This is a genomic window from Citrobacter sp. RHBSTW-00887, assembly GCF_013728095.1.
In the GTDB taxonomy this organism is placed as follows: Bacteria; Pseudomonadota; Gammaproteobacteria; order Enterobacterales; family Enterobacteriaceae; genus Citrobacter; species Citrobacter braakii.
In genome coordinates this window covers 3,229,550-3,252,987 of sequence record NZ_CP056267.1, presented here as the reverse complement: position 1 = coordinate 3,252,987, position 23,438 = coordinate 3,229,550, and the positions used below count along the sequence as shown (strand labels likewise).

General features: G+C 53.2%; 20 protein-coding genes. 14 read left to right on the top strand and 6 right to left on the bottom strand.

The genetic code is table 11. The features are described 5' to 3' along the window. Nucleotides 1–94: 94 nt before the first annotated feature. Entirely contained in the window at nucleotides 95–2,281 is a 2,187-nt protein-coding gene (fhuE, locus tag HV314_RS15605; protein WP_181546072.1) for a ferric-rhodotorulic acid/ferric-coprogen receptor FhuE, read from the bottom strand. Nucleotides 2,282–2,629: 348 nt separating this feature from the next. Here fhuE and hinT point away from each other — a divergent pair, with 348 nt between their 5' ends. The 8 genes from hinT to HV314_RS15565 all read left to right on the top strand — a co-directional run bounded on the left by hinT (nucleotide 2,630) and on the right by HV314_RS15565 (nucleotide 8,674). Beyond that, nucleotides 2,630–2,989 carry a purine nucleoside phosphoramidase gene (hinT, locus tag HV314_RS15600; protein ID WP_016156204.1) on the top strand — a complete coding sequence of 120 codons (360 nt, stop codon included), beginning with the start codon at nucleotides 2,630–2,632 and terminating at the stop codon, nucleotides 2,987–2,989. Nucleotides 2,990–2,991: 2 nt separating this feature from the next. Beyond that, nucleotides 2,992–3,366, top strand: a complete 375-nt coding sequence (locus HV314_RS15595; RefSeq protein WP_019076489.1) for a YcfL family protein — start codon at nucleotides 2,992–2,994, stop codon at nucleotides 3,364–3,366. Between the two features lie 13 nt (nucleotides 3,367–3,379). Continuing rightward, the gene (gene lpoB / locus HV314_RS15590; protein ID WP_016152673.1) at nucleotides 3,380–4,021 is read left to right on the top strand and encodes a penicillin-binding protein activator LpoB; all 642 of its coding nucleotides are present in this window, start codon (nucleotides 3,380–3,382) and stop codon (nucleotides 4,019–4,021) included. Further along, nucleotides 4,002–4,826, top strand: coding sequence for a thiamine kinase (thiK, locus tag HV314_RS15585; RefSeq protein ID WP_181546070.1), 825 nt, complete (start codon nucleotides 4,002–4,004; stop codon nucleotides 4,824–4,826). Before lpoB ends, thiK begins: the two co-directional genes overlap by 20 nt. Nucleotides 4,827–4,836: 10 nt before the next feature. Continuing rightward, a complete protein-coding gene (gene nagZ / locus HV314_RS15580; protein ID WP_047359323.1) occupies nucleotides 4,837–5,862 on the top strand; it encodes a beta-N-acetylhexosaminidase in 1,026 nt (341 codons plus the stop codon). Between the two features lie 21 nt (nucleotides 5,863–5,883). Beyond that, nucleotides 5,884–6,426 carry an alpha/beta hydrolase YcfP gene (gene ycfP / locus HV314_RS15575; protein WP_003030817.1) on the top strand — a complete coding sequence of 181 codons (543 nt, stop codon included), beginning with the start codon at nucleotides 5,884–5,886 and terminating at the stop codon, nucleotides 6,424–6,426. Between the two features lie 236 nt (nucleotides 6,427–6,662). Further along, entirely contained in the window at nucleotides 6,663–7,967 is a 1,305-nt protein-coding gene (ndh, locus tag HV314_RS15570; RefSeq protein WP_016152676.1) for an NADH-quinone dehydrogenase, read from the top strand. Between the two features lie 167 nt (nucleotides 7,968–8,134). After that, nucleotides 8,135–8,674, top strand: coding sequence for a glycine zipper 2TM domain-containing protein (locus HV314_RS15565; protein WP_003030814.1), 540 nt, complete (start codon nucleotides 8,135–8,137; stop codon nucleotides 8,672–8,674). Between the two features lie 57 nt (nucleotides 8,675–8,731). Here HV314_RS15565 and HV314_RS15560 read toward each other — a convergent pair whose 3' ends face one another. Beyond that, nucleotides 8,732–10,912, bottom strand: coding sequence for a TonB-dependent siderophore receptor (locus tag HV314_RS15560; protein WP_181546068.1), 2,181 nt, complete (start codon nucleotides 10,910–10,912; stop codon nucleotides 8,732–8,734). A gap of 255 nt (nucleotides 10,913–11,167) precedes the next feature. Continuing rightward, entirely contained in the window at nucleotides 11,168–11,803 is a 636-nt protein-coding gene (gene comR / locus HV314_RS15555) for a TetR family copper-responsive transcriptional repressor ComR (RefSeq protein ID WP_016156207.1), read from the bottom strand. A 243-nt stretch (nucleotides 11,804–12,046) separates the two neighbouring features. Here comR and bhsA point away from each other — a divergent pair, with 243 nt between their 5' ends. Beyond that, nucleotides 12,047–12,304 (top strand): multiple stress resistance protein BhsA, encoded by a 258-nt coding sequence (gene bhsA / locus HV314_RS15550; RefSeq protein ID WP_029139491.1) that lies wholly within the window; start codon nucleotides 12,047–12,049, stop codon nucleotides 12,302–12,304. 84 nt (nucleotides 12,305–12,388) lie between these two features. Here bhsA and ldtC read toward each other — a convergent pair whose 3' ends face one another. The 3 genes from ldtC to HV314_RS15535 all read right to left on the bottom strand — a co-directional run bounded on the left by ldtC (nucleotide 12,389) and on the right by HV314_RS15535 (nucleotide 18,132). Then, on the bottom strand, nucleotides 12,389–13,354 hold the full coding sequence (gene ldtC / locus HV314_RS15545; protein ID WP_016156209.1) for a L,D-transpeptidase LdtC: 966 nt from the start codon (nucleotides 13,352–13,354) through the stop codon (nucleotides 12,389–12,391). Nucleotides 13,355–13,502: 148 nt separating this feature from the next. Further along, entirely contained in the window at nucleotides 13,503–16,949 is a 3,447-nt protein-coding gene (gene mfd / locus HV314_RS15540; RefSeq protein WP_016152681.1) for a transcription-repair coupling factor, read from the bottom strand. Nucleotides 16,950–17,067: 118 nt separating this feature from the next. Then, nucleotides 17,068–18,132, bottom strand: a complete 1,065-nt coding sequence (locus tag HV314_RS15535; protein WP_181546066.1) for an acyltransferase family protein — start codon at nucleotides 18,130–18,132, stop codon at nucleotides 17,068–17,070. 261 nt (nucleotides 18,133–18,393) lie between these two features. Here HV314_RS15535 and lolC point away from each other — a divergent pair, with 261 nt between their 5' ends. The 5 genes from lolC (at nucleotide 18,394) to cobB (ending at nucleotide 23,421) form a co-directional block, all read left to right on the top strand. Further along, nucleotides 18,394–19,593: a lipoprotein-releasing ABC transporter permease subunit LolC gene (lolC, locus tag HV314_RS15530; protein WP_003030806.1), complete on the top strand. Its 1,200-nt coding sequence runs from the start codon at nucleotides 18,394–18,396 to the stop codon at nucleotides 19,591–19,593. Then, on the top strand, nucleotides 19,586–20,287 hold the full coding sequence (gene lolD / locus HV314_RS15525) for a lipoprotein-releasing ABC transporter ATP-binding protein LolD (RefSeq protein WP_003832278.1): 702 nt from the start codon (nucleotides 19,586–19,588) through the stop codon (nucleotides 20,285–20,287). Before lolC ends, lolD begins: the two co-directional genes overlap by 8 nt. Next, the gene (lolE, locus tag HV314_RS15520; protein WP_181546064.1) at nucleotides 20,287–21,531 is read left to right on the top strand and encodes a lipoprotein-releasing ABC transporter permease subunit LolE; all 1,245 of its coding nucleotides are present in this window, start codon (nucleotides 20,287–20,289) and stop codon (nucleotides 21,529–21,531) included. Before lolD ends, lolE begins: the two co-directional genes overlap by 1 nt. 141 nt (nucleotides 21,532–21,672) lie before the next feature. After that, entirely contained in the window at nucleotides 21,673–22,584 is a 912-nt protein-coding gene (nagK, locus tag HV314_RS15515; RefSeq protein WP_016152684.1) for an N-acetylglucosamine kinase, read from the top strand. Between the two features lie 15 nt (nucleotides 22,585–22,599). Then, a complete protein-coding gene (gene cobB, locus HV314_RS15510; protein WP_016152685.1) occupies nucleotides 22,600–23,421 on the top strand; it encodes a Sir2 family NAD+-dependent deacetylase in 822 nt (273 codons plus the stop codon). Nucleotides 23,422–23,438: the final 17 nt, after the last annotated feature.

Here is a 23,438-nt window from a genome sequence, read left to right as displayed (position 1 = left end):
TTAAGAAGCCCGCTTAAGAAACTTAAGCGGGCTTTTTGTTTTCTCAGTCCAGTGCATCCACCTGACGAGCAGGTGGAGCGTGATGTGTTTCGAATCAGAACTGATAGCTGGCGGTGACGCTGACGTTGCGCGGCTCGCCATAGACGATAGATCCGTCGACATTGGTGTCGTAGGTTTTATCGAACAGGTTATTGAGGTTACCCTGCACAGAGAAGTTTTTCGTCACCTGATAGCGGGTGAATAAATCGACCAGGGCGTAGCTTCCCTGTTCCGCGCGGAATGTGCCATACGGCGTGACCGTATCGCTATAAACACGATTCTGCCAGTTAACCCCACCGCCCACGGTCAGTTCCGGCATGGCTGGCAGGCGATAACGGGTAAACAGTTTTACTGTTGTACGCGGTAGGTTCGGGTTTACCGCATTGCCTTCGTTGTCTTCAGCAACATAGCGTGTCGCGCCGAACGTCATCTGCCAGTTATCGGTGATCGCACCGTTAACTTCGAATTCGACCCCTTTGCTGACCGTTCCATCCATAGCTCTATAGGCCGTGTCGCCATTGCTACCGGCAATTGGTACGCCGGTTGATTGGCCCACGTTATCCTGTTCAATGCGGAACACCGCGAGGGTGGTGGTTAAACGGCTGTTCATCCAGTCGGACTTCAGGCCAAGTTCATAGTTATTGCCGGTAATTGGGGAGAGATATTTACCGGAACTGTCGCGCTTGTTCTGCGGCTGGAAGATTGAGGTGTAGCTGGCGTAGGTAGACCAGTTATCGTCAATGTCATACACCAGGCCCGCATACGGCGTGGTGTGGTTTTGTTCCATGCTGTAGGCGAGGGTGTCGATACGCCAGTTGGTATAACGCGCGCCGACAATCAAATGCAGCGGGTCGGCCAGAGAAATACGTGTTGCGGCGTAGAGCGATTTCATGTGCGTGGTATCGTCCTGGGCCAATGACTGCGGGTTCCAGTTGGTTTCCGGGAAGTTACCATCGAAGGTATAGAAGCTGCCGATTTCGTTAGGGAATACGTTCGCCCACGCGCTTTCGTAACGGTTATTCTGTTTACTGTAGCTGCCGCCCAGCATCAGATTATGCTGAAGACCAAACAGGTCGTAACCGCCGTCGGCGAACAGATCGACGGCATCTACCTTACGCTTGCCGCTGTTCCAGCCGGTACCTCCGACGTAGTCATAGCCCGGACCATAGCTGCCATACGGGCCAATCAGCGTACCATCGGCTTTATTGACATAGGCATCGACGTACATCATTTTACTGTCAAACTTGACCTCGGAGTGGGTGGCATTCATGGTCGCCTGCCAGGTATCGGCAAAACGTTGCTTGATGGTGACAAACACTTTGTTGAAGTCTTTATCGTTGTACGCCCAGTCCGGCGCAGTGCTGCGCGAGCGGTCATAGCTGTTTTTACTGCCGTCGGTATTCCAGCGCGGCAATCCACCCCAGGTTGGGCTGTTGATATCAATGCGCTGGTATTCATAACCCGCAGACAGGCTGGTGGTGTCGCCCAGATCGGCATCGACAATCCCGGAGAAGAACATTTTTTCGCTATTGTAGCGATCAAGCCAGGCGTCGTTATTCTGGTAGCCCGCCACGATGCGCCCGCGCACGTTGCCGTCTGCCGTGAGCGGGCTTTGAAGATCGGTCACATATCGTTGTTTATTCCAACGGCCATATTCCGCAGAAACATTACCGGTGAACTCGCGGCTGGTGGCATGCTTACGGATCATATTAATCGACGCTGAGGGGTTACCCGTCCCGGTCATTAGCCCGTTTGCGCCACGGACCACTTCGACACGCTCAAAAAGGGCCGTGTCGGAAAGGGCATCACCGAGATTCCAGCGGGATTCAAAATAGGTCGGAATCCCATCGACCATATAGTTATCAATCTGAAATCCGCGAGAGTAATAGCTACTGCGATCTGAATCCGCCTGACTTCTGCTTATCCCCAACGTGTTGTCCATGACATCGCCCAGCGTTTGCAGTTGCTGATCTTCCATGCGCTGCTGACTGATAATACTGACTGATTGCGGAATATCGCGCTGCGTCATCTGCATTTTGGTGCCAGCAGTCGTTGATTTGATGCTGTAATCCTGCTCCTCGCTGGATGTAGCTGGAGCAGAGCCCTCAACGATAACCGTCTCTTCAGCAGGGGCTGCGAGGCTGGTGGAAGGCAATAGTGCTAACGTGATGCAGGCTGCCAGTACAGAAGGGGCAAGCCCAGGTTGGCGTTGGTCATCCCCGTTGTGTGTTGTGAAAGACATCGAAAAGTCCTTGATAATTATTAATATTAAGTTTGAATCACTGAGGTTGCGATGAACTTTTTGGTTGTAAATTATTAAGTTCGCACGCGAATACAAATGCGAAATATACGCATTCACATTCAATGTGTAAACAGATGCTACGGCATAAGTGAAATGTTGTTTCAGTACTATGCTTAAGCAATAGCGACGGGAAATGGTTATAAGAACAGCAGTGGCAGGGCTTTTTGCTTAAAAAATCGAGGGTTAAAGTTGAAAGAGCGTGAGTAACTCGCTCATACTCTATACTCGCAGAGTGACCCGGCGTAGCATGGCATAACGCTTGGGCTGTTAATGAAAAAGGAAAACGTCGTGGCAGAAGAAACTATATTCAGCAAAATTATCCGTCGTGAAATTCCGTCAGATATCGTGTACCAGGATGAACTGGTCACTGCGTTTCGTGATATTTCCCCTCAGGCACCTACGCACATTCTGATCATTCCTAACGTCCTGATCCCGACCGTCAACGATGTGACGGCGGAACACGAGCAGGCGTTGGGTCGCATGATCACCGTAGCGGCGAAAATCGCCGAGCAGGAAGGCATTGCTGCGGATGGGTATCGTTTAATTATGAATACCAATCGTCACGGCGGTCAGGAGGTGTATCACATTCATATGCACCTGCTGGGTGGACGTGCGCTGGGTCCAATGCTTGCGCATAAAGGTCTCTAAGCATGACCAGAGGATGCATTGCACTTTCACTGAGCTTGCTGCTACTGGCTGGCTGTCGGGCACATCCTGAAATTCCGGTAAGTGATGAACAGTCGCTGGTGATGGAATCAACGATTCTGGCGTCGGGCATTACAGCAGAACAGCCGACGTTAACCACGTCTGATATTCAGGCCTCAGCATCCTCGCGACTTTATAACGAAAGACAAGAACCCGTTACCGTTCATTATCGGTTTTACTGGTATGACGCCAGAGGACTGGAAATGCATCCTCTGGAAGCGCCACGCAGCGTGACTATCCCGGCTCATTCGTCGGTGACGCTGTACGGCAGCGCCAATTTTCTGGGGGCGCACAAGGTTAGACTTTATCTTTATTTGTAAGGGGTGAATCTTGATGATCAAAATGAATCGCTACGCACTGATTGCCGCGCTGGCGATGTTTCTCTCTGGCTGTGTGGCGCAACGTGAGCCCGCACCCGTAGAGGAAGTGAAGCCAGTGCCGGAACAGCCCGCGCAGCCGCAACAGCCGGTGCCGGTTGTACCAACGGTGCCAAGCATACCGCAGCAGCCGGGTCCGATTGAGCACGAGGACCAAACGGCGCAGCCGACGCCACGTCAACGTCACTATGACTGGAACGGGGCTATGCAGCCGATGGTCGGTAAAATGCTGCAGGCTGACGGCGTCAAAGCGGGAGGCGTTCTGCTGGTTGATAGCGTGAATAACCGGACCAACGGCTCGTTGAACGCCGGTGAAGCCACCGAGACCTTGAGGAACGCGCTGGCGAATAACGGCAAGTTTACCCTTGTTTCCGCCCAGCAGTTGGCTGTCGCCAAACAGCAGTTAGGTCTGTCGCCGAACGACAGTCTGGGAACGCGCAGCAAAGCGATTGGTATCGCCCGTAACGTTGGCGCACAGTATGTGCTCTATTCCAGCGCCTCCGGCAACGTCAATTCGCCGGCGCTGCAAATGCAATTAATGCTGGTACAAACTGGCGAGATAATCTGGTCAGGTAAAGGTGCCGTACAGCAACAATAACTGGCTAACGCGCGACGAGGTGTTGTCGCGCTATTTCCCGCAGTATCATCCCGTCGTAGCCAACCAGAGCGGTCTGAGCGGCGGGAGCTGCATCATCGAACACGATACCCACCGCTTAGTGTTGCGCTGTCATCACGACCCTGACGCGCCGGAATCGTATTTCTTACGCCACTATCACGCGTTAAAGCACCTGCCTGAAAGCCTTGCGCCGCGCCCCCGCTTTTATATACGTGGGTGGATGGCGGTCGACTTTTTTCACGGTAAGGTAGAATCCAGATTGCCGGACGCCGACGAACTCGCTGGCTTATTGTATCATCTGCACCAACAACCCCAATTGGGCTGGCGAATCAGTCTGCTGCCGCTACTCGAACAGTACTGGCAGTGTGGCGATCCGGCGCGTCGTACGCCATGCTGGTTGCGAGCGTTGAAGCGACTCAGGAAAAGCGGTGAGCCTCGACCTTTGCGTCTGGGACCTCTGCATATGGATGTCCACGGTGACAACATCGTACGTACAGCATCAGGGCTGCGGCTGATTGACTGGGAATATGCCGGAGACGGTGATATCGCTCTGGAGCTGGCGGCGGTTTGGGTCAACGACGAATCTCAGCACCAACGGCTGGTTAGCGCCTACGCCCAACGAGCGCACATTGAACAAAACGCGCTGTGGCGGCAGGTCAGACGATGGCGGCCCTGGGTCATAATGCTGAAAGCGGGGTGGTTTGAGTATCGCTGGCGACAAACCGGCGATCGACAATTTATCAGGCTGGCCGATGAAACCTGGCGGCAGCTAATAATGAAAGGATAAGGAGAGCAGTGTGGGCCCAGTAATGTTGGATGTCGAAGGGTATGAGCTGGACGCTGAAGAGCGCGAGATTCTGGCGCATCCGCTGGTAGGTGGGTTGATCCTCTTTACCCGAAATTATCATGACCCGGAACAGTTGCGTGAATTAGTGCGCCAGATTCGCGCGGCATCACGCAATCATCTGGTGGTGGCGGTAGATCAGGAAGGCGGCAGGGTACAGCGTTTTCGCGAAGGATTTACGCGTCTGCCCGCGGCCCAATCCTTTGCGGCGCTGCACGGTCTGGAAGAAGGCGGCAATCTGGCTCAGGACGCCGGATGGCTAATGGCCAGCGAAATGATCGCAATGGATATAGATATAAGTTTTGCGCCGGTGCTGGATGTGGGGCATATCAGCGCGGCGATTGGCGAACGTTCTTACCATGCCGATCCGCGGAAAGCGCTGGCTATGGCGACCCGCTTCATTGACGGTATGCATGCTGCTGGCATGAAAACTACCGGTAAACATTTCCCCGGGCATGGGGCAGTGACGGCGGATTCGCATAAAGAAACCCCAACCGATCCACGTTCAGAAGCCGAAATTCGTGCAAAAGATATGTCCGTGTTCCAGACGTTGATTACGGAAAACAAACTCGATGCCATTATGCCTGCGCATGTCATCTACAGTGACGTGGACCCGCGTCCGGCGAGCGGTTCGCCACACTGGCTGAAAACGGTGCTGCGTCAGGAGCTTGGTTTCGATGGCGTCATTTTCTCCGATGATTTGTCGATGGAAGGGGCGGCGATTATGGGAAGCTATGCGGAGCGTGGTCAGGCATCGCTGGATGCGGGTTGCGATATGATCCTGGTCTGCAATAATCGTAAAGGCGCGGTCAGTGTGTTAGATAATCTGTCGCCGATCAATGCAGAACGTGTTACACGTTTGTATCATAAAGGTTCATTTTCACGTCAGGAACTGATGGACTCGGCACGCTGGAAGACGGTAAGCGCCCAGCTCAACCAGCTTCATGAGCGCTGGCAGGAAGAGAAAGCAGGTCATTAACGCAAGTTTGGCGAGGATGCGATGATTATCTATTTACACGGTTTTGACTCTAACAGCCCGGGCAACCACGAAAAGGTGTTGCAGCTGCAGTTCATCGACCCGGATGTCAGGCTGATTAGCTACAGTACGCGGCATCCTAAACATGACATGCAGCATCTACTGAAAGAAGTGGACAAAATGCTGCAGCTTAATGTGGACGACCGTCCGCTGATTTGTGGCGTGGGGCTCGGGGGATATTGGGCTGAACGGATTGGTTTCCTGTGTGATATTCGTCAGGTAGTGTTTAATCCCAACCTGTTCCCGTATGAGAACATGGAAGGAAAAATCGACAGGCCTGAAGAGTATGCCGATATCGCGACAAAATGCGTGACCAATTTCCGCGAAAAGAATCGCGATCGCTGCCTGGTGATCCTGTCACGTCATGATGAAGCGCTCAATAGTCAGCGTTCGTCAGAAGAGCTGCATCACTTTTACGAGATAGTCTGGGACGAAGAGCAGACGCACAAGTTTAAGAATATCTCCCCGCATTTGCAGCGCATCAAAGCGTTCAAGACGTTAGGTTAATCCTCAATGAACGTGTAAATAACCAGCCTTCGGGCTGGTTTTTTTGTTCTTAAAGTTCGTGTTGTCTATCTTTTCAGCACCAAAACTTGATACACATCAATTTTGGTATGACCAATGCACCGTTCGTGTTATTCTCACTCTCGAAGAACATTTTCATTATCGTAACTTGTTGTTAATTAAAGGCTATGCCTATAACTTTTAATTAACAATTGGTTAATAAATTTAAGGGGGTCACGTTGACTACACCATTAAAAAGAATCGTGATTGTCGGCGGCGGTGCTGGCGGACTGGAAATGGCGACGCAGCTGGGTAAAAAGCTGGGGCGCAAGAAAAAGGCCAAAATCACGCTGGTGGACAGAAACCACAGCCATTTATGGAAACCGTTACTGCATGAAGTCGCGACGGGTTCCCTGGACGAAGGCGTGGATGCGCTGAGCTATCTGGCGCATGCCCGTAACCACGGTTTCCAGTTTCAGTTGGGTTCGGTGGTGGATATCGATCGCGAAGCGAAAACCATTACTCTTGCCGAGCTGCGCGATGAGAAGGGCGAGCTGCTGGTTCCTGAGCGCAAAGTCCCGTATGACACGCTGGTGATGGCGTTGGGTAGTACCTCCAACGATTTCAATACGCCGGGCGTCAAAGAAAACTGCATTTTCCTGGATAACCCGCATCAGGCGCGTCGTTTCCACCAGGAGATGCTGAATCTGTTCCTGAAGTATTCCGCGAATCTGGGCGCTAATGGCAAAGTAAATATCGCCATTGTCGGCGGCGGTGCGACGGGGGTTGAACTCTCAGCCGAGCTGCACAATGCGGTAAAACAGCTGCACAGCTATGGTTACAAAGGGCTGACCAACGAAGCGCTGAACGTTACGCTGGTAGAAGCCGGTGAGCGTATTCTGCCTGCGTTGCCGCCGCGTATTTCCAGTGCTGCGCATAATGAGTTAACCAAACTGGGCGTACGCGTACTGACCCAGACGATGGTAACCAGCGCTGATGAAGGCGGACTGCATACCAAGGATGGCGAGTACATTGAAGCCGATCTGATGGTGTGGGCTGCGGGGATCAAAGCGCCAGACTTTATGAAGGACATTGGCGGTCTGGAAACCAATCGTATTAACCAACTGGTGGTTGAGCCGACTCTGCAGACCACGCGCGATCCCGACGTGTACGCGATTGGCGACTGCGCTTCCTGCGCTCGCCCGGAAGGTGGTTTTGTGCCGCCGCGCGCTCAGGCTGCGCACCAGATGGCAAGCTGCGCAATGAACAACATTTTGGCGCAGATGAACGGCAAGCCGCTGAAAGCGTATCAGTACAAAGACCACGGCTCTCTGGTTTCACTTTCTAACTTCTCTACCGTGGGTAGCCTGATGGGCAACTTGACCCGTGGTTCGATGATGGTAGAAGGGCGTATTGCGCGCTTTGTGTACATCTCACTGTACCGCATGCACCAGATTGCTCTGCACGGTTACTTTAAAACCGGTCTGATGATGCTGGTTGGCAGCATTAACCGGGTGATCCGCCCGCGTCTGAAACTGCATTAATACGGCTTATGGCGTCGGATGATTGTACTTATCCGGCGCCTTCCTTCAGAGTTCTCCGAATCATCCTGCCTTCGCTCCTCCTCGTGCTATTTTCATCCGTAATCTGATTGGCATTCCTTACCTTCTGTTGCAAAGTTGTTGCTAATAGCAAAAAAGGAGGAAGTCCCGTGAATAAATCTATGTTGGCGGGTATAGGGATTGGCGTAGCTGCTGCGCTGGGTGTTGCAGCGGTGGCCAGTCTTAACGTTTTCGAGCGTGGCCCACAGTATGCACAAGTTGTCTCTGCAACACCGATTAAAGAGTCGGTAAAAACACCACGCCAGGAGTGTCGGAACGTGACGGTCACGCACCGTAAGCCGGTACAAGATGAAAACCGTATCGCGGGTTCCGTGCTGGGTGCGGTTGCTGGTGGCGTTATCGGCCATCAGTTTGGCGGCGGACGCGGTAAAGATATTGCTACCGTGGCCGGTGCTTTAGGCGGCGGTTATGCAGGTAACCAGATCCAGGGTTCGATGCAAGAAAATGATACGTACACTACTACGCAGCAGCGTTGTAAAACGGTGTATGACAAATCTGAAAAAATGCTGGGCTACGACGTGACGTACAAAATTGGCGATCAGCAGGGGAAAATCCGTATGGATAAGGACCCCGGCGCGCAAATTCCGTTGGATAACAACGGACAGTTGGTACTAAATAACAAAGCGTAAAATAGCATTATCCTGAACATTAGCCCCCCATTCGCTCAGGCTGGGGGGCTTTTTTTATCAGAAGGTTAAGGCGTAGTTCAGACCAAAGGTGCGGCCCCGGCCCTTGTATTCATACAGTGACGGGCTACCGTAGGTTGGGCTGTACAGCAGTGGCGCACGTTGTCCCCACAGCGTGGTGTACTCTTCATTCAGCAGGTTTTCTACGCTAAAGGTCAGTTTACCCAACGGGAGCTGATAGCTGCCGATAAAGTCCATCGTGTTATAGCCGTCCAGCTTATTGCCGCTGGCGTCCGTCAGATCAAATGTTTGCTGGCTCTGTACGCGCAATGTCCACGGTTCAGGTGCCCAGCCGACCCACGCGGTGGCTTTGGACGGGGAAGCCAGGGTGACATCCCATTTCTGCCACTTACCGTTTTGCTTCACTTCCGATTTAATGACGTTGAAGTTGCCGCCCAGACTCCAGTCCGTATCCGCAATGAAATAATCCACCGCACCTTCAAGGCCATAAATACGGCGATCGTCGGGCTGGACGTTAATGGTCATATCGCTGCGGTTGATAACGATCGATTTATCCGAAGTAGAGTAGTAAGCGGCCAGCTGCGTGCGCAGACTGTCGCCAGTGTAGCGCCATCCCAGTTCGTAGGAGTTAACTTTAATCCCCTCCAGGCGTGAGTCCGCCACGTTGACGCTGCGCTGGAGCTGGTAATGATCGCCAACCAGGGAATAGGTGCCGTTACCGTAATATTTCCCCGGGTCCGGAAGCTCCACGCCCTGAGAGAAGTTAAACCATGTCTGCTGACGGTCGGTCAGGTGGGCGAGGATACCGGCGTTAAACAGGAAATTATCGTAATCGGTTTTACCGCCAGGAATGGTATCGGCGGAGTTTGCCAGGCCGGTGGCAATTCCCTGTTGTTGGGCATAACCAACGAAATCATCCACCCTGTTTTCGGTCCATTGATAGCGCACACCGCCGCTGAGGGTAAAGATGTCGTTAATGTCATAGCTGTTCTGCAGGAAAGGCGCGAAGTTGGTGATGCTGTAACCGGGGTAACGCCCGGTGGTATAAGCGGTTCGGTTGTCCATACCGCCGGAGGGCAGGGACCAGGCCAGATCGAAGAATTTCTGATTGGAATCGAAGGTTTCGTGATCGGCATCGACACCCCACGTCAGCTCCCAGTTGTCCATCAGCTGGCTGTTGAGGGTGATTTTGGCACCAAACTGGTCTGTGTCCTGCTGCGATGCGGAGAAACTGGTGACCTTGCCTTTGCTTAGCGTAGGGAAGGGGTAGAATTTCAGCGATTCGTCACGGTAATAGATTTGGCTGACCAGGTTCTGGCCGAAGAAATCCGCGTCTGAATACTGCAGGCTGATCAGATGACGCTCGGTGCCGGGAATACGATCGGAATTCAGTCCGCTGCTGGTATAAGCCTTACTGTTTCCCGTCACGGCGGACATGTTCTCGCCAAGATCCAGTCCGTAATCGTCGTCCCCCTGGCTCTTATAATACTGCGTAACCAGCTGTAACTGACGGTTGTCGTCAAGCTCAATCGTTCCGGTGCCCATCACGTCCAGACGATCGGAGTGCTGCAGGCCGGTTTGGGTGTTATCCAGCATCAGGGCATCGTGATTGCCGTCATACCAGCCGCCAAACCGTTGATACGCGACGGACATGCGCCCGGAAGCGCGATCGGTTCCTCCGCTCACCGCCGCGGCAACGCGTTCATCATGATCGTTACTGTTATTGAAGCCGCTTTTACTCCCCAGTTCGAGTTCTACTTCACGCTCCGGCTGGCCTTTTTTGGTGACAATGTTGATTAACCCACCGGTACTGCCGCCGCCATACAGTGAGGTTGCACCTGAGATGACTTCAATGTGTGCGATGTTAAACGGGTCAATAGAATCCAGTTGGCGACTGTCAGTACGCGAGGAGTTCAGACGGACACCGTCTATCAGTACTACGATGGCACGACCGCGCATATTCATGCCGTAGTTTGTGCGCCCCTGGCTGCTGACATCGATTCCTGGGATTAACTGAGCAAGAACATCTTTGAACTCTTTCCCCCCCTGAACCTGCTGTTCAATCTCGCTTCCTTCAATAACCCAGGTCGTTTGTGCCATTTCTGCCACGGTGCGTTGACTACGGTTGGCACTGACGATGAGGTTATCTTCCTCAGCCGCGATGGCTGGGAGAGTTAAAGACAACAAGAGAGGATTGAGCACCCAGAGACGCTTATGCATTCGTATTCCTTTTAAAAAGAGTCGATCTGTTTTTGTTATGGCGGTAGAGAAACCGATGGTTACATTGTGAAACAGGTGTTAAAACAAATGCGAATATTGCTGATAATAATTGTTGTTATCAATACATTTTACAAAAAATGATCGGATAAGATGATGAAAACACTGAATAATGTAGGGGTAATCCGCGGAAATCTAACCGGGGGCTTAATCAGCTCCCGGTGGTGTCAGTACTGCGGGGAAAATAGCGGGAAAAGGTTAAACTTTGATAAGTTCAGGCCACAGTCGCAGAGTCGTGTGTGCGATCTGCATCAGTTTTTCAAACGTCGCGCCTTCACGGGCGCTGATCGACATACCCTGTAAAATACAGTTCAGGTATTCGGCCAGTTTTTGCACGTCGCAATGGGCCGGAATTTCGCCTCGTTGCTGGCGCTGGTGAAGGAACTGGGTAAGCGTCTGTTCCTGCATTGCATGGCGGGATTTCACCGTGTGCGCAATATCCCGGGAAGAGGCCGCCAGTGTCGCGGATGTGTTAATCATGAAACATCCCGCCGGGGTGTCTTTACTGGTAAAGCAGGTCGCTATTGCGGTGAAATAGTCTTCCAGCGCGCACTCAAGACTTTTTTCTTCACAAAATAACTGGGCTTCATGTTTCGCCGCGAAGCGGGTGATGTAGCGGTCCAGTACGGCACGAAACAACCCCTCTTTATTGGTGAACTCCGCATACAGCGTGGGCGCTTTTGCGCCGGTTGCTTCTACGAGATCGGCGAGCGATGTCGCTTCATACCCGTGCTGCCAGAAGAGTGTCATGGCCTTATCAAGCGCGGCTTCCCTGTCGAACACTTTTGGTCGGCCACGGCTTTTTTTAGCACAACCTGTCATTTCAGTTGTCATGGCGCCGATGTACCTTTGTTGGGTTTATTGAATAACCATTATAAAAATATTCGACTGCACACTCCAGCGGATTAGCGATAAAAATAATTTAACGCTATTGATATGAAAAATAAGCTCTTTGTATTTTATATAACGATCATTATAAAAAAATGTTGACGTGTGACCTGGATCACATCTATGATTTACCTATCGATCGTTAAGTTAATCTTTGCGACACACATTCATCTGCTAAAGGTCACTATCATGAAAAACGTAAAAACTCTGTTTGTTGCTGCTGTTCTTAGCTCACTCTCATTTGCAAGCTTTGCTGCCGTTGAAGTTCAGGCCACACCTGCGGGCCAACAGAAAGTCGGTACTATTTCTGCGAATGCGGGGACTAACTTAGGTTCTCTGGAAGATCAACTGGCGCAGAAAGCGGATGAGATGGGGGCGAAGTCTTTCCGTATTACTTCTGTTACCGGTCCTAACACCCTCCACGGGACTGCAGTTATCTACAAATAAGATTTAACCCATCGCAATGCCACTGCGAGTTAAATAAAAAACCCCCGCGGAATAAAATCCAGCGGGGGTTTTTTATGCGCTGAATTACAGCGGTTGTTGAGCAACGTCGTGATGACGGGTGACATCGACCGGCATGCCTGAGCGAATCTCCATCGCATGTTCCATGACGGCAGAGTCCGTTTGCGCCGCATTCTTAAACGTCTGCATGGATGCGTTCAGCACGATCGGCAGCAATTGCGGGTCGTCATTGATTTTTTCGGACAACGGCTGGTGTACTTCAACCAGGCGCACGCCGTTAGGTTCAACAGATGCTTTGATTGGCGTATTGATAATATTGACCTTGGTTCCTGGCTTCACCTGACGGAACAGAGTTTCGATATCACCGTCGCGTAGACGAATACAGCCGGAACTGACGCGCATTCCGATGCCAAAGTCAGCATTAGTTCCGTGCAGCAGGTACACACCGCCGTATGCCGCTAAGCGAATGGCATGATGGCCCATCGGGTTATCCGGCCCGGCAGGCACCACGGCAGGAAGGTCGATCCCGTTCGCTTTGTATCGCGCGCGGATATTTGCCGTAGGCGTCCAGGTCGGGTTGGCACGTTTATCAGAGATGGTGGTTACCATTGTGGGCGTCAGCGTGTCACCGCCTAACTGGCCAATACCAATAGGATACACGGTCACCGAATTTGTCCCTGGCTGGTAATAATAAAGACGCAGTTCGGCGAGGTTGATAACAATGCCTTCGCGTGGCGCATCCGGCAGCAGGGTTTGTAACGGAATAGTCAGCACGCTGCCCGGACGTGGTACGTAAGGGTCAACGCCGGGGTTGGCCTGTAGCAGCGCCAGAAAGCCGACATTGTATTTTTTCGCAATCGCTTCCAGAGAACCGCCATTGTCTTCGACAACGTGAACGGCATTCTGACCCACCACGCGGCTTCCCGGTGGCGGCAGCGGCCAGGTATTTGCCTGGGCCGGAAGTGCTAACGCGAAGGTCGCGGCAAGCGTAAAAAATGCTAACCAACGAGAGAGTCGTTTATTGTTTAACATCACCATAAATCCATTGTTTTTACGTGGTTTTTATTATGTAAAAGTAAACAAGAATTATGGCGGTTTGCAGTGTCGGGAAGTGCAGGGAAGTGCAAAGAGTTTGTAAATTCATCAGGCCGGGTGAGTGGAGGACTCACCCGGCTTGACGCTAGGCTACGGCGTTCTCTTCAAGCTGGCGCATAAACTGGCGAACCCAGTCGATCCGTGCTTTACGCTCGCCCAACTCCTGCATGAATTTCAGGCGTGTTGGACCATCCAGACGGAAGTGTTGCGGTTGTTTTTGCAGTAAACCAATTAGCCAGACCGGGTTAACGTGGTTTTTCTCGGCAAACTCAATAGTACCGCCTTTTTCATTGCCTTCGAGCTTTCTGATCCCCAGTTTCTGCGCCTGCTGGCGTAAACGGGCAATATCCAGCAACGTCCGGGCCGGGTCGGGCAGCAGGCCAAAACGGTCTATCAGCTCGACCTTAATTTCTTCCAGCTCGGTTTCGCCTTTCGCACTGGCAATGCGCTTGTAGAACGACAGTCGCGTGTTGACATCCGGGATATAGTTATCCGGCAGAAGCGATGGCATGCGCAGTTCGACTTCGGTTTGCTGGCTGGTGAGATCTTCCAGCGACGGTTCACGCCCTTCTTTGAGCGCATCGACAGCGTTTTCCAGCAGCTCCATATACAGTGAGAAACCGATACTTTCCATGGAGCCACTTTGATCTTCGCCCAGCAGTTCCCCAGCGCCACGAATTTCGAGGTCGTGGGTCGCCAACGCAAAACCTGCACCTAAATCTTCCAGCGAGGCGATGGCTTCCAGGCGTTTTTGTGCGTCGGTGGTCATCGCTTTTGGGTGCGGCGTTAGCAGCCAGGCGTATGCCTGATGATGTGAGCGTCCCACACGACCCCGTAGCTGATGCAATTGCGCTAAACCGAAGTGGTCAGCTCGTTCAATGATGATGGTGTTGGCAGTGGGAATGTCGATCCCGGTTTCGATAATGGTGGTACACACCAGCACGTTAAAACGCTGGTGGTGGAAATCGTTCATCACGCGTTCCAGCTCGCGCTCGCGCATTTGCCCGTGGCCGATACCAATGCGCGCTTCCGGCACCAGTTCCGCTAATCTGTCAGCGGTTTTCTGGATATTTTCGACGTCGTTAAAGAGATAATAAACTTGTCCCCCGCGCATAACTTCACGCAGGATAGCCTCGCGTACCACCAGGTTGTCATATTCGCGCACGAAGGTTTTGACCGCCAGACGACGAGCGGGTGGTGTGGCGATGATCGACAGATCGCGCATGCCGCTCATCGCCATGTTGAGCGTGCGTGGAATTGGCGTTGCTGTCAGAGTCAGAATATCCACATCCGCGCGCATTGCCTTGATACGCTCTTTGTGGCGAACGCCGAAACGGTGCTCTTCATCGACAATCAGCAGCCCCAGATCTTTTAGCTTCACATCCGCTTGCAGCAGTTTGTGAGTGCCGATGAGAATATCGATTTTACCTTCGGCAACCTGCTCCAGAATCTGCGCTTGCTCTTTGGCGCTACGGAAACGGGACAGCATCTCAATGCGTACCGGCCAGTTGGCAAAGCGGTCGCGGAAGTTGTCGAAGTGCTGCTGAGCGAGCAGGGTGGTCGGTACCAACACGGCAACCTGCTTGTGATTCTCTACGGCGAGGAAGGCGGCACGCATCGCGACTTCGGTTTTACCAAAGCCGACATCGCCACACACCAGGCGGTCCATGGCCAGCGGTTGACACATATCGCTGAGTACCGCGTTGATCGCCTGCGCCTGGTCGGGCGTGGTTTCAAACGGGAAGCTGTCGCAAAACAGCTGATACTGTTCACGGTCATGCTTAAAGGCAAAGCCTTCTTTCGCTGCGCGCTGGGCATAAATATCCAGCAGCTCTGCCGCGACATCGCGGACTTTCTCAGCGGCTTTCTGTCGGGCGCGTGACCAGGCATCGCCGCCCAGTTTATGCAGCGGCGCATTCTCTTCCGCGCCGCCGGCGTAGCGGCTGATCAGATGCAGCGACGACACCGGCACATACAGTTTGGCGTCGTTGGCATAGGTGAGCATCAGGTATTCACCGGTAATGCCGCCTGCTTCCAGCGTGGTCATACCGGCATAGCGACCGACGCCGTGCTCCAGATGCACCACTGGCTGACCGGGATGCAGCTCCGCGAGGTTACGAATTAACGTGTCCGGGTTGATGGTGCGACGAGAATCCTGGCGGCGACGCGCCACACGTTCACCGAGCAGATCGCTTTCACAAATCAGCGCCAGATTGCGTTTGCTATCGATGAAGCCGTGCTCGGCTGAGCCAATCATCAGATAACGACCGTTGTCTACGGCTTCGTCGAGTCGCAATATCCGCTTCGGCGCGACTTTGATGCGGGCGAGCAGTTCGCCTAGCGCTTCCCGGCGTCCTTCACTTTCCACCGAGAAAATTACCGGACCGGTAAAGCCTTCAAGGAATTTACGTAATGCATCTAACGGTGCTTTTTGCTGTGCCTGAACGGCGATATCCGGCAGCTTCTGGAACCCGAGGTTGGTATTCGCCGCTTTCTTCGGCAGACTCTCGGTTTTCAGCTGAACACGCGGCCAGCGTTTAAGTTCAGAAAACAGCTCATCAACCCGCAGCCACAGCGATTCCGGTGGCAGAAGCGGGCGCATCGGATCAACACCGCGATTCTCAAAGCGTGACAGGGTATCGGCCTGGAAGCGTGCTGCGCTGGTCTCGATATCGCCGGTATTTACCAACAACGTATTGGCGGGGAAGTAGCTGAACAGCGGCGGCAGCGGCTCGCTGAAAAACAGCGGCTGCCAGTATTCAATCCCCGTAGGTAACGTGCCTTTGCTGACCTGTTGATAAATATGCTCGGCGTCGCGTTTTACCTCAAACGTATCACGCCACTGACTACGGAACAGCTCAATGGCCGTTTTGTCAGTCGGGAATTCGTGTGCGGGCAGCAAATTAATGGCATCGACTTCTTCCAGCGTGCGCTGAGTGTCAGTATCAAACAGACGCAGGCTGTCGATTTCGTCATCAAAGAAATCCAGACGATAAGGCAATTCGCTGCCCATCGGGAACAGATCTAACAATGCGCCACGCGTGGCGTATTCGCCGTGTTCCATGACCTGATCAACATGGCGATAGCCAGCACTGTCCAGCTGTTCGCGCAAGGCGTCGCGCGAAAGCCGCTGGCCTTTTTTCATGACCAGCGCATGACCGTGCAGATAGCTGTGCGGACAGACACGCTGCATCAGCGTATTTACCGGAACGATCAGTACGCCGCGCTGCATGGCGGGCAGTTGATACAGCGTGGAGAGCCGTGAGGAGATAATCTCCTGATGGGGAGAAAAGCTGTCATAGGGAAGCGTTTCCCAGTCGGGCAGGTTCATCACCATCTGGTCTGTAAACTGACGAATTTCATCATGCAGACGCAAAGCATTTTGCATGTCCGGCGCGATCAGCACCACTGGACCCGCGTGACGTTCGGCGATTTCGGCGACCAGCGTTGCGCAGGCGGCACCCGTAAGCTCACCCAACTGGCGCTGATCGGAAGCGCCCGTTGGGAGCGTGTAACGATGTTGTTCAGGCATTCGGTTGTCAGGATCTCGTTTAGATATACATCTGATAAGCAATGTTCTTTATTATCCGTGATCGTTTCTCATAAGCAAATTGATTCGCCCCCGAATGGGGGCAAAAAGCGCGTAGGGGTTAGCGCGAGGCGAGCGATAAAGAGGGCGGGGAAAAGAGCAGATCGGCCACGGTTTTTTGTGAAATCTTACGCACCAGCAGGCCAAACAGGGTGCACAGCAGCAGACAGGCGAACGGATACGCCAGTAGCAGGGCCAGCTCCGCGTATGCAGGCCAGGCGGCATGATTGATTTTGGGGATAAGCGTTAAGCTGAACAGCTCAACCAGAATACGGTGTGTGGTGTAGATGGCGATGGTATTGGCGCCAATCACGCTTAACGGACTGGACGCGCGCATGCCAAAGTGGAGCTCGAACTGATAAAACAGCTTCATGATCAACACAATGGAAAGGAGAGAAAGCAATAGCGAGACATTTGCCAGCCACGCGACGACGGCGACGATTGTGCTACCCAGAACAATGACCGCATGACGGCGCAGGGGCACCTCCTTGATCCACGCCATCAGCGTTGCGCCAAACCATGCGCCGAGGCTATACCAGGGCAAATTGCGAATCACGCTGTTCATTCCCCACCACGGGGTCGGGAAAAAATTGATCGCCACGCTCAGCGCCACAAATAACGCTAACAGCGGCATCGCCCAACGGCTGAAAATTTTACACAGAACAAAATAGACAATCAGTGCGTACAGATACCACAGGCTGGTGCTGGCGGTCAGCATCCCGTGGGTAAAACCCGCAATCGAATCCGCATAAGCGGCGTTGGCGGCATGGGTCAGATCGCGCTGCGGGGCGAGCCAGTTATTGAGCGCCACCAACGCCAGCCATTGCACCACTCCCCAAAGCACCAGCACCCAGGCGATACTCCAGATCCGTTTATCCACGCAGGTTGTCCACGGGACGTTATCGATGTAGCGACGGATCAGATACCCCGAAATAAAGAAAAACACCGGCATGCGAAACGGTGCCAGGTACAAATTGAGGTAAATCCAGCATTTGCTCAACACCTCTGACAGTGGATGCTGAAAGGTGGTGAGGTGCGGGTAAAATGTGATCACTGAGTGGTAAATCACTACCAGGCAAATGCATAACCCCTTGATTTGATTAATCCATAGTTCTTTTTTATTCATTGAGACGGCGCATCCATATTGATTGCAATAGCCTGCCATCCTGCGCAACCCGCCGTGCGCTGTAATGCGTAACTGTCTGCATTTTGTTTTTTTAGGATAAAAGTCAGGGATCAGGGTTGCAGGGGAGAGGGACAACTTTAGCGGTTTGATTTATTTATACTTTTAAGAATAGTGCTGACGAACACTTACGGTTCAGTCATTTACCCATTCCGCTTTCGCTTATATACTCGTGACTTTGCTAACAGCAACCAGACGGATTTCATGTACCAACCTGTCGCTCTATTCATCGGCCTACGTTATATGCGTGGGCGTGCAGCAGATCGCTTCGGTCGCTTCGTTTCCTGGCTCTCCACCATTGGCATTACTCTCGGGGTAATGGCGCTGGTTACGGTGTTGTCGGTGATGAACGGTTTCGAGCGCGAGCTGCAAAACAATATTCTTGGCCTGATGCCTCAGGCCGTCCTCTCGTCTGAACAGGGTTCCCTAAACCCGCAACAGCTGCCGGAAAAAGCGGTGGTGTTGAACGGTGTCAACCGCGTTGCACCGATAACCACGGGGGATGTGGTACTGCAAAGTGCGCGTAGCGTGGCAGTCGGCGTGATGCTGGGTATTGACCCGGCGCAAAAAGATCCATTAACGCCATATCTGGTCAATGTGAAGCAAACAGATCTGCAGCCGGGTAAGTATAATGTCATCCTCGGAGAGCAGCTTGCCGGGCAACTGGGTGTTAATCGTGGCGATCAAATTCGCGTGATGGTGCCCTCAGCCAGCCAGTTTACCCCTATGGGGCGTCTGCCGAGCCAGCGTCTGTTTACGGTAATTGGCACCTTCGCCGCCAACAGCGAAGTCGACGGCTACCAGATGCTGACCAACATCCAGGATGCGTCACGTTTGATGCGTTACCCGGTGGGCAATATTACCGGCTGGCGTCTGTGGCTCAACGAACCGTTAAAGGTTGATACGCTGAGCCAGCAAACGCTGCCGCAAGGTACCAAATGGCAGGACTGGCGCGAGCGCAAAGGGGAATTGTTCCAGGCCGTGCGTATGGAGAAAAACATGATGGGGCTGCTGCTTAGCCTGATCGTGGCGGTGGCGGCATTTAATATTATTACCTCGCTGGGTCTGATGGTAATGGAGAAGCAAGGGGAAGTGGCGATTCTACAAACGCAGGGGCTGACGCCGCGGCAGATAATGATGGTGTTTATGGTTCAGGGGGCCAGTGCCGGGATTATCGGCGCGCTGCTGGGCGCGGTGCTGGGCGCATTACTCGCCAGTCAACTGAACAACCTGATGCCAATTATCGGTGTGCTTCTGGATGGGGCTGCGCTGCCGGTCGCCATTGAGCCGCTGCAGGTTATCGTCATTGCGCTGGTGGCGATGGCCATCGCGCTGCTGTCTACGCTTTATCCTTCCTGGCGCGCTGCCGCCACTCAACCCGCTGAGGCTTTACGTTATGAATAAGATCCTGTTGCAATGCGACAACCTGTGCAAACGCTATCAGGAAGGCACAGTGCAGACCGATGTACTGCACGATGTCAGTTTTTGCGTCGGTGAAGGTGAGATGATGGCGATTGTCGGCAGCTCCGGTTCCGGTAAGAGTACGTTGCTGCATCTGTTAGGCGGGCTGGATACGCCAACTTCCGGCGATGTCATTTTTAGCGGTCAGCCGATGAGCAAACTCTCGTCGGCGGCGAAAGCGGAACTGCGCAATCAGAAGCTGGGCTTCATTTATCAGTTCCACCATCTGCTGCCGGACTTTACCGCGCTGGAAAACGTGGCGATGCCGTTGCTGATCGGCAAGAAAAAACCGGCTGAAATCACCGAGCGCGCACGGGATATGCTGAAAGCAGTAGGGCTGGACCATCGTGCCAGCCATCGCCCGTCTGAACTTTCAGGCGGTGAACGCCAGCGCGTGGCCATTGCTCGTGCGCTGGTGAATAACCCGCGCCTGGTACTGGCGGATGAGCCAACGGGTAACCTTGATGCGCGTAACGCGGACAGCATTTTCGAGCTTCTGGGTGAGCTGAACCGCTCTCAGGGCACGGCATTTTTGGTGGTGACACACGATCTGCAACTGGCGAAGCGCATGAGCCGCCAGCTTGAAATGCGCGATGGTCGCCTGACGGCTGAACTGAGCCTGATGGGAGCTGAGTAATGGCTTCGCCTTTATCGTTATTGATTGGTCTGCGTTTTAGCCGTGGTCGGCGGCGCGGCGGCATGGTCTCGTTGATCTCCGTGATTTCCACCGTTGGCATTGCGTTAGGCGTCGCGGTGTTGATCGTCGGCTTAAGCGCCATGAACGGATTTGAGCGTGAGCTTAACAACCGTATTCTGGCCGTGGTGCCGCACGGTGAGATTGAAGCCGTGAACCAGCCGTGGAACAACTGGCAGGAAGCGCTTGACAAGGTACAGAAGGTACCAGGCATTGCTGCTGCGGCGCCTTATATTAACTTTACCGGGCTGGTGGAGAGTGGGGCGAACCTACGCGCAGTGCAGGTGAAGGGCGTTGATCCGCAGCAGGAGCAGCGTTTAAGCGCGCTACCCTCGTTTGTGCAAAACCACGCATGGGATAATTTCAAAGCGGGTGAGCAACAAATCATTATTGGTAAGGGAATTGCCGATGCGCTGAAGGTGAAGCAGGGCGACTGGATATCGATTATGATCCCTAACGCCAGTGCGGATCATAAGTTACAGCAGCCTAAACGCGTGCGTTTGCACGTCACGGGGATCCTGCAACTGAGCGGTCAGCTCGATCACAGTTTTGCCATGATCCCAATGGAAGATGCGCAGCAATACCTGGATATGGGATCCAGCGTTTCCGGGATCGCGCTGAAAGTGAACGACGTGTTTAACGCCAATAAGCTGGTGCGAGACGCGGGTGAAGTCACCAATAACTATGTGTACATTAAGAGCTGGATCGGTACTTACGGTTATATGTATCGCGATATCCAGATGATCCGCGCCATTATGTATCTGGCGATGGTGCTGGTGATTGGCGTGGCCTGTTTTAATATCGTTTCCACGTTAGTGATGGCGGTAAAAGACAAGAGCGGCGATATTGCGGTATTAAGAACCCTGGGGGCTAAAGATGGCCTTATCCGTGCCATTTTTGTCTGGTACGGCCTGCTGGCGGGTCTGTTCGGTAGCCTGATAGGCGTCGTCATTGGGGTGGTTGTCTCGCTGCAACTGACGCCGATCATTAACGGGATTGAAGCTCTTATCGGCCATCAGTTCCTGTCCGGCGATATCTATTTCATTGACTTCCTGCCATCGGAATTACACTGGCTGGATGTGATTTACGTGCTGGTGACAGCACTCGTGCTGAGTCTTTTGGCAAGTTGGTATCCGGCGCGTCGCGCCAGCAATATTGATCCTGCGAGAGTACTTAGCGGCCAATAACAATATATACACGAAAGCATTCATGCGGCGGTAAGGCGGCAAACCGAAATCTCCACGAGCATAGATAACGATGTGACTGGAGGGGGAGGGCGCAGCCAACCCCAAGGCATCTTGAAGGATGACGTGTATCAAGGAGCGGTGATGTATTACGGATTTGACATCGGCGGGACCAAAATTGCGCTGGGCGTGTTTGATAAGCAACGTCGTTTGCAATGGGAAACACGCGTCCCTACGCCTCGCGACAGCTATGACGCTTTCCTTGATGCGGTCTGCAATCTGGTGACGGAAGCGGACCAGCGGTTCGGCGTTAAAGGTTCGGTAGGCATCGGCATTCCTGGCATGCCGGAAACGGAAGACGGCACGCTGTATGCGGCCAACGTTCCTGCTGCCAGTGGTAAGCCGCTCCGCGCCGATCTCAGCGCTCGCCTTGACCGCGATGTGCGTCTGGATAACGATGCTAACTGTTTTGCCCTCTCCGAAGCCTGGGATGACGAGTTCACCCAATATCCACTCGTGATGGGGTTGATCCTCGGCACCGGTGTTGGCGGCGGTCTGGTGCTTAACGGGAAATCCATCACCGGGCGCAGCTATATCACCGGCGAGTTTGGTCATATCCGTTTGCCAGTCGATGCGCTGACGTTGATGGGCTTTGATTTCCCATTGCGCCGCTGCGGGTGCGGTCAACTGGGATGCATCGAAAGCTATCTTTCCGGCGGTGGATTTGCATGGTTGTATCAGCATTATTACCATCAATCGCTGGATGCCCGTGAAATTATCGCGCTGTGGGAGCAGGGTGATGAACAAGCACGTGCCCATGTTGAACGCTATCTGGATTTGCTGGCGGTGTGCCTTGGGAATATCCTGACTATCGTCGATCCTGATTTGGTGGTGATTGGCGGAGGCTTGTCGAATTTTACCGCTATTACGACGCAACTGGCGGACCGACTGCCACGTCATCTGCTGCCGGTTGCCCGGGTGCCGCGTATTGAGCAGGCGCGACACGGTGATGCGGGCGGGATGCGCGGAGCCGCTTTCCTACATCTTACCGATTAATACAAAGAGGTTGTTATGCTGTCGCGCCGGGGTCATCGGTTAAGCCGCTTTCGTAAAAATAAACGCCATATGCGCGATCGCCTGCGTCAACGAATCTTTTTCAGAGACAGAGTGGTGCCTGAATTGATGGAAAAACCAAGAGTGCTGGTACTGACGGGAGCGGGAATCTCCGCTGAGTCAGGAATTCGAACCTTTCGCGCGGCGGATGGTCTCTGGGAAGAACATCGGGTAGAGGACGTTGCGACTCCGGAAGGATTTAGTCGTAATCCGCAACTGGTCCAGTCGTTTTATAACGCCCGTCGTCATCAGTTGCAACAATCAGAAATCCAGCCTAACGCGGCGCATATCGCGCTGGCAAAACTCGAAGCCGAGCTGGGCGACCGTTTTTTACTGGTGACGCAGAACATTGATAACCTACATGAACGTGCGGGCAGCCAGAACGTAATCCATATGCACGGCGAACTGCTCAAGGTTCGCTGTTCGCAAAGCGGGCAGATTCTGGAGTGGACTGGCGATGTGACTGCGGAAGATAAATGCCATTGTTGCCAGTTTCCGGCGCCGCTGCGCCCGCACGTGGTGTGGTTTGGTGAAATGCCGCTGGGCATGGATGAAATTTATATGGCACTGGCAATGGCCGATGTGTTCATTGCGATTGGTACATCGGGCCATGTATACCCGGCAGCGGGGTTTGTGCATGAAGCTCGACTACATGGGGCGCATACGGTAGAGCTAAATCTCGAACCGAGCCAGGTAGGAAGCGAGTTTGAAGAGAAGTATTACGGTCCGGCAAGCCAGGTGGTGCCTGAGTTTGTTGAGAAATTATTGAAAGGACTGTGATTTTTTTGCCCGATACG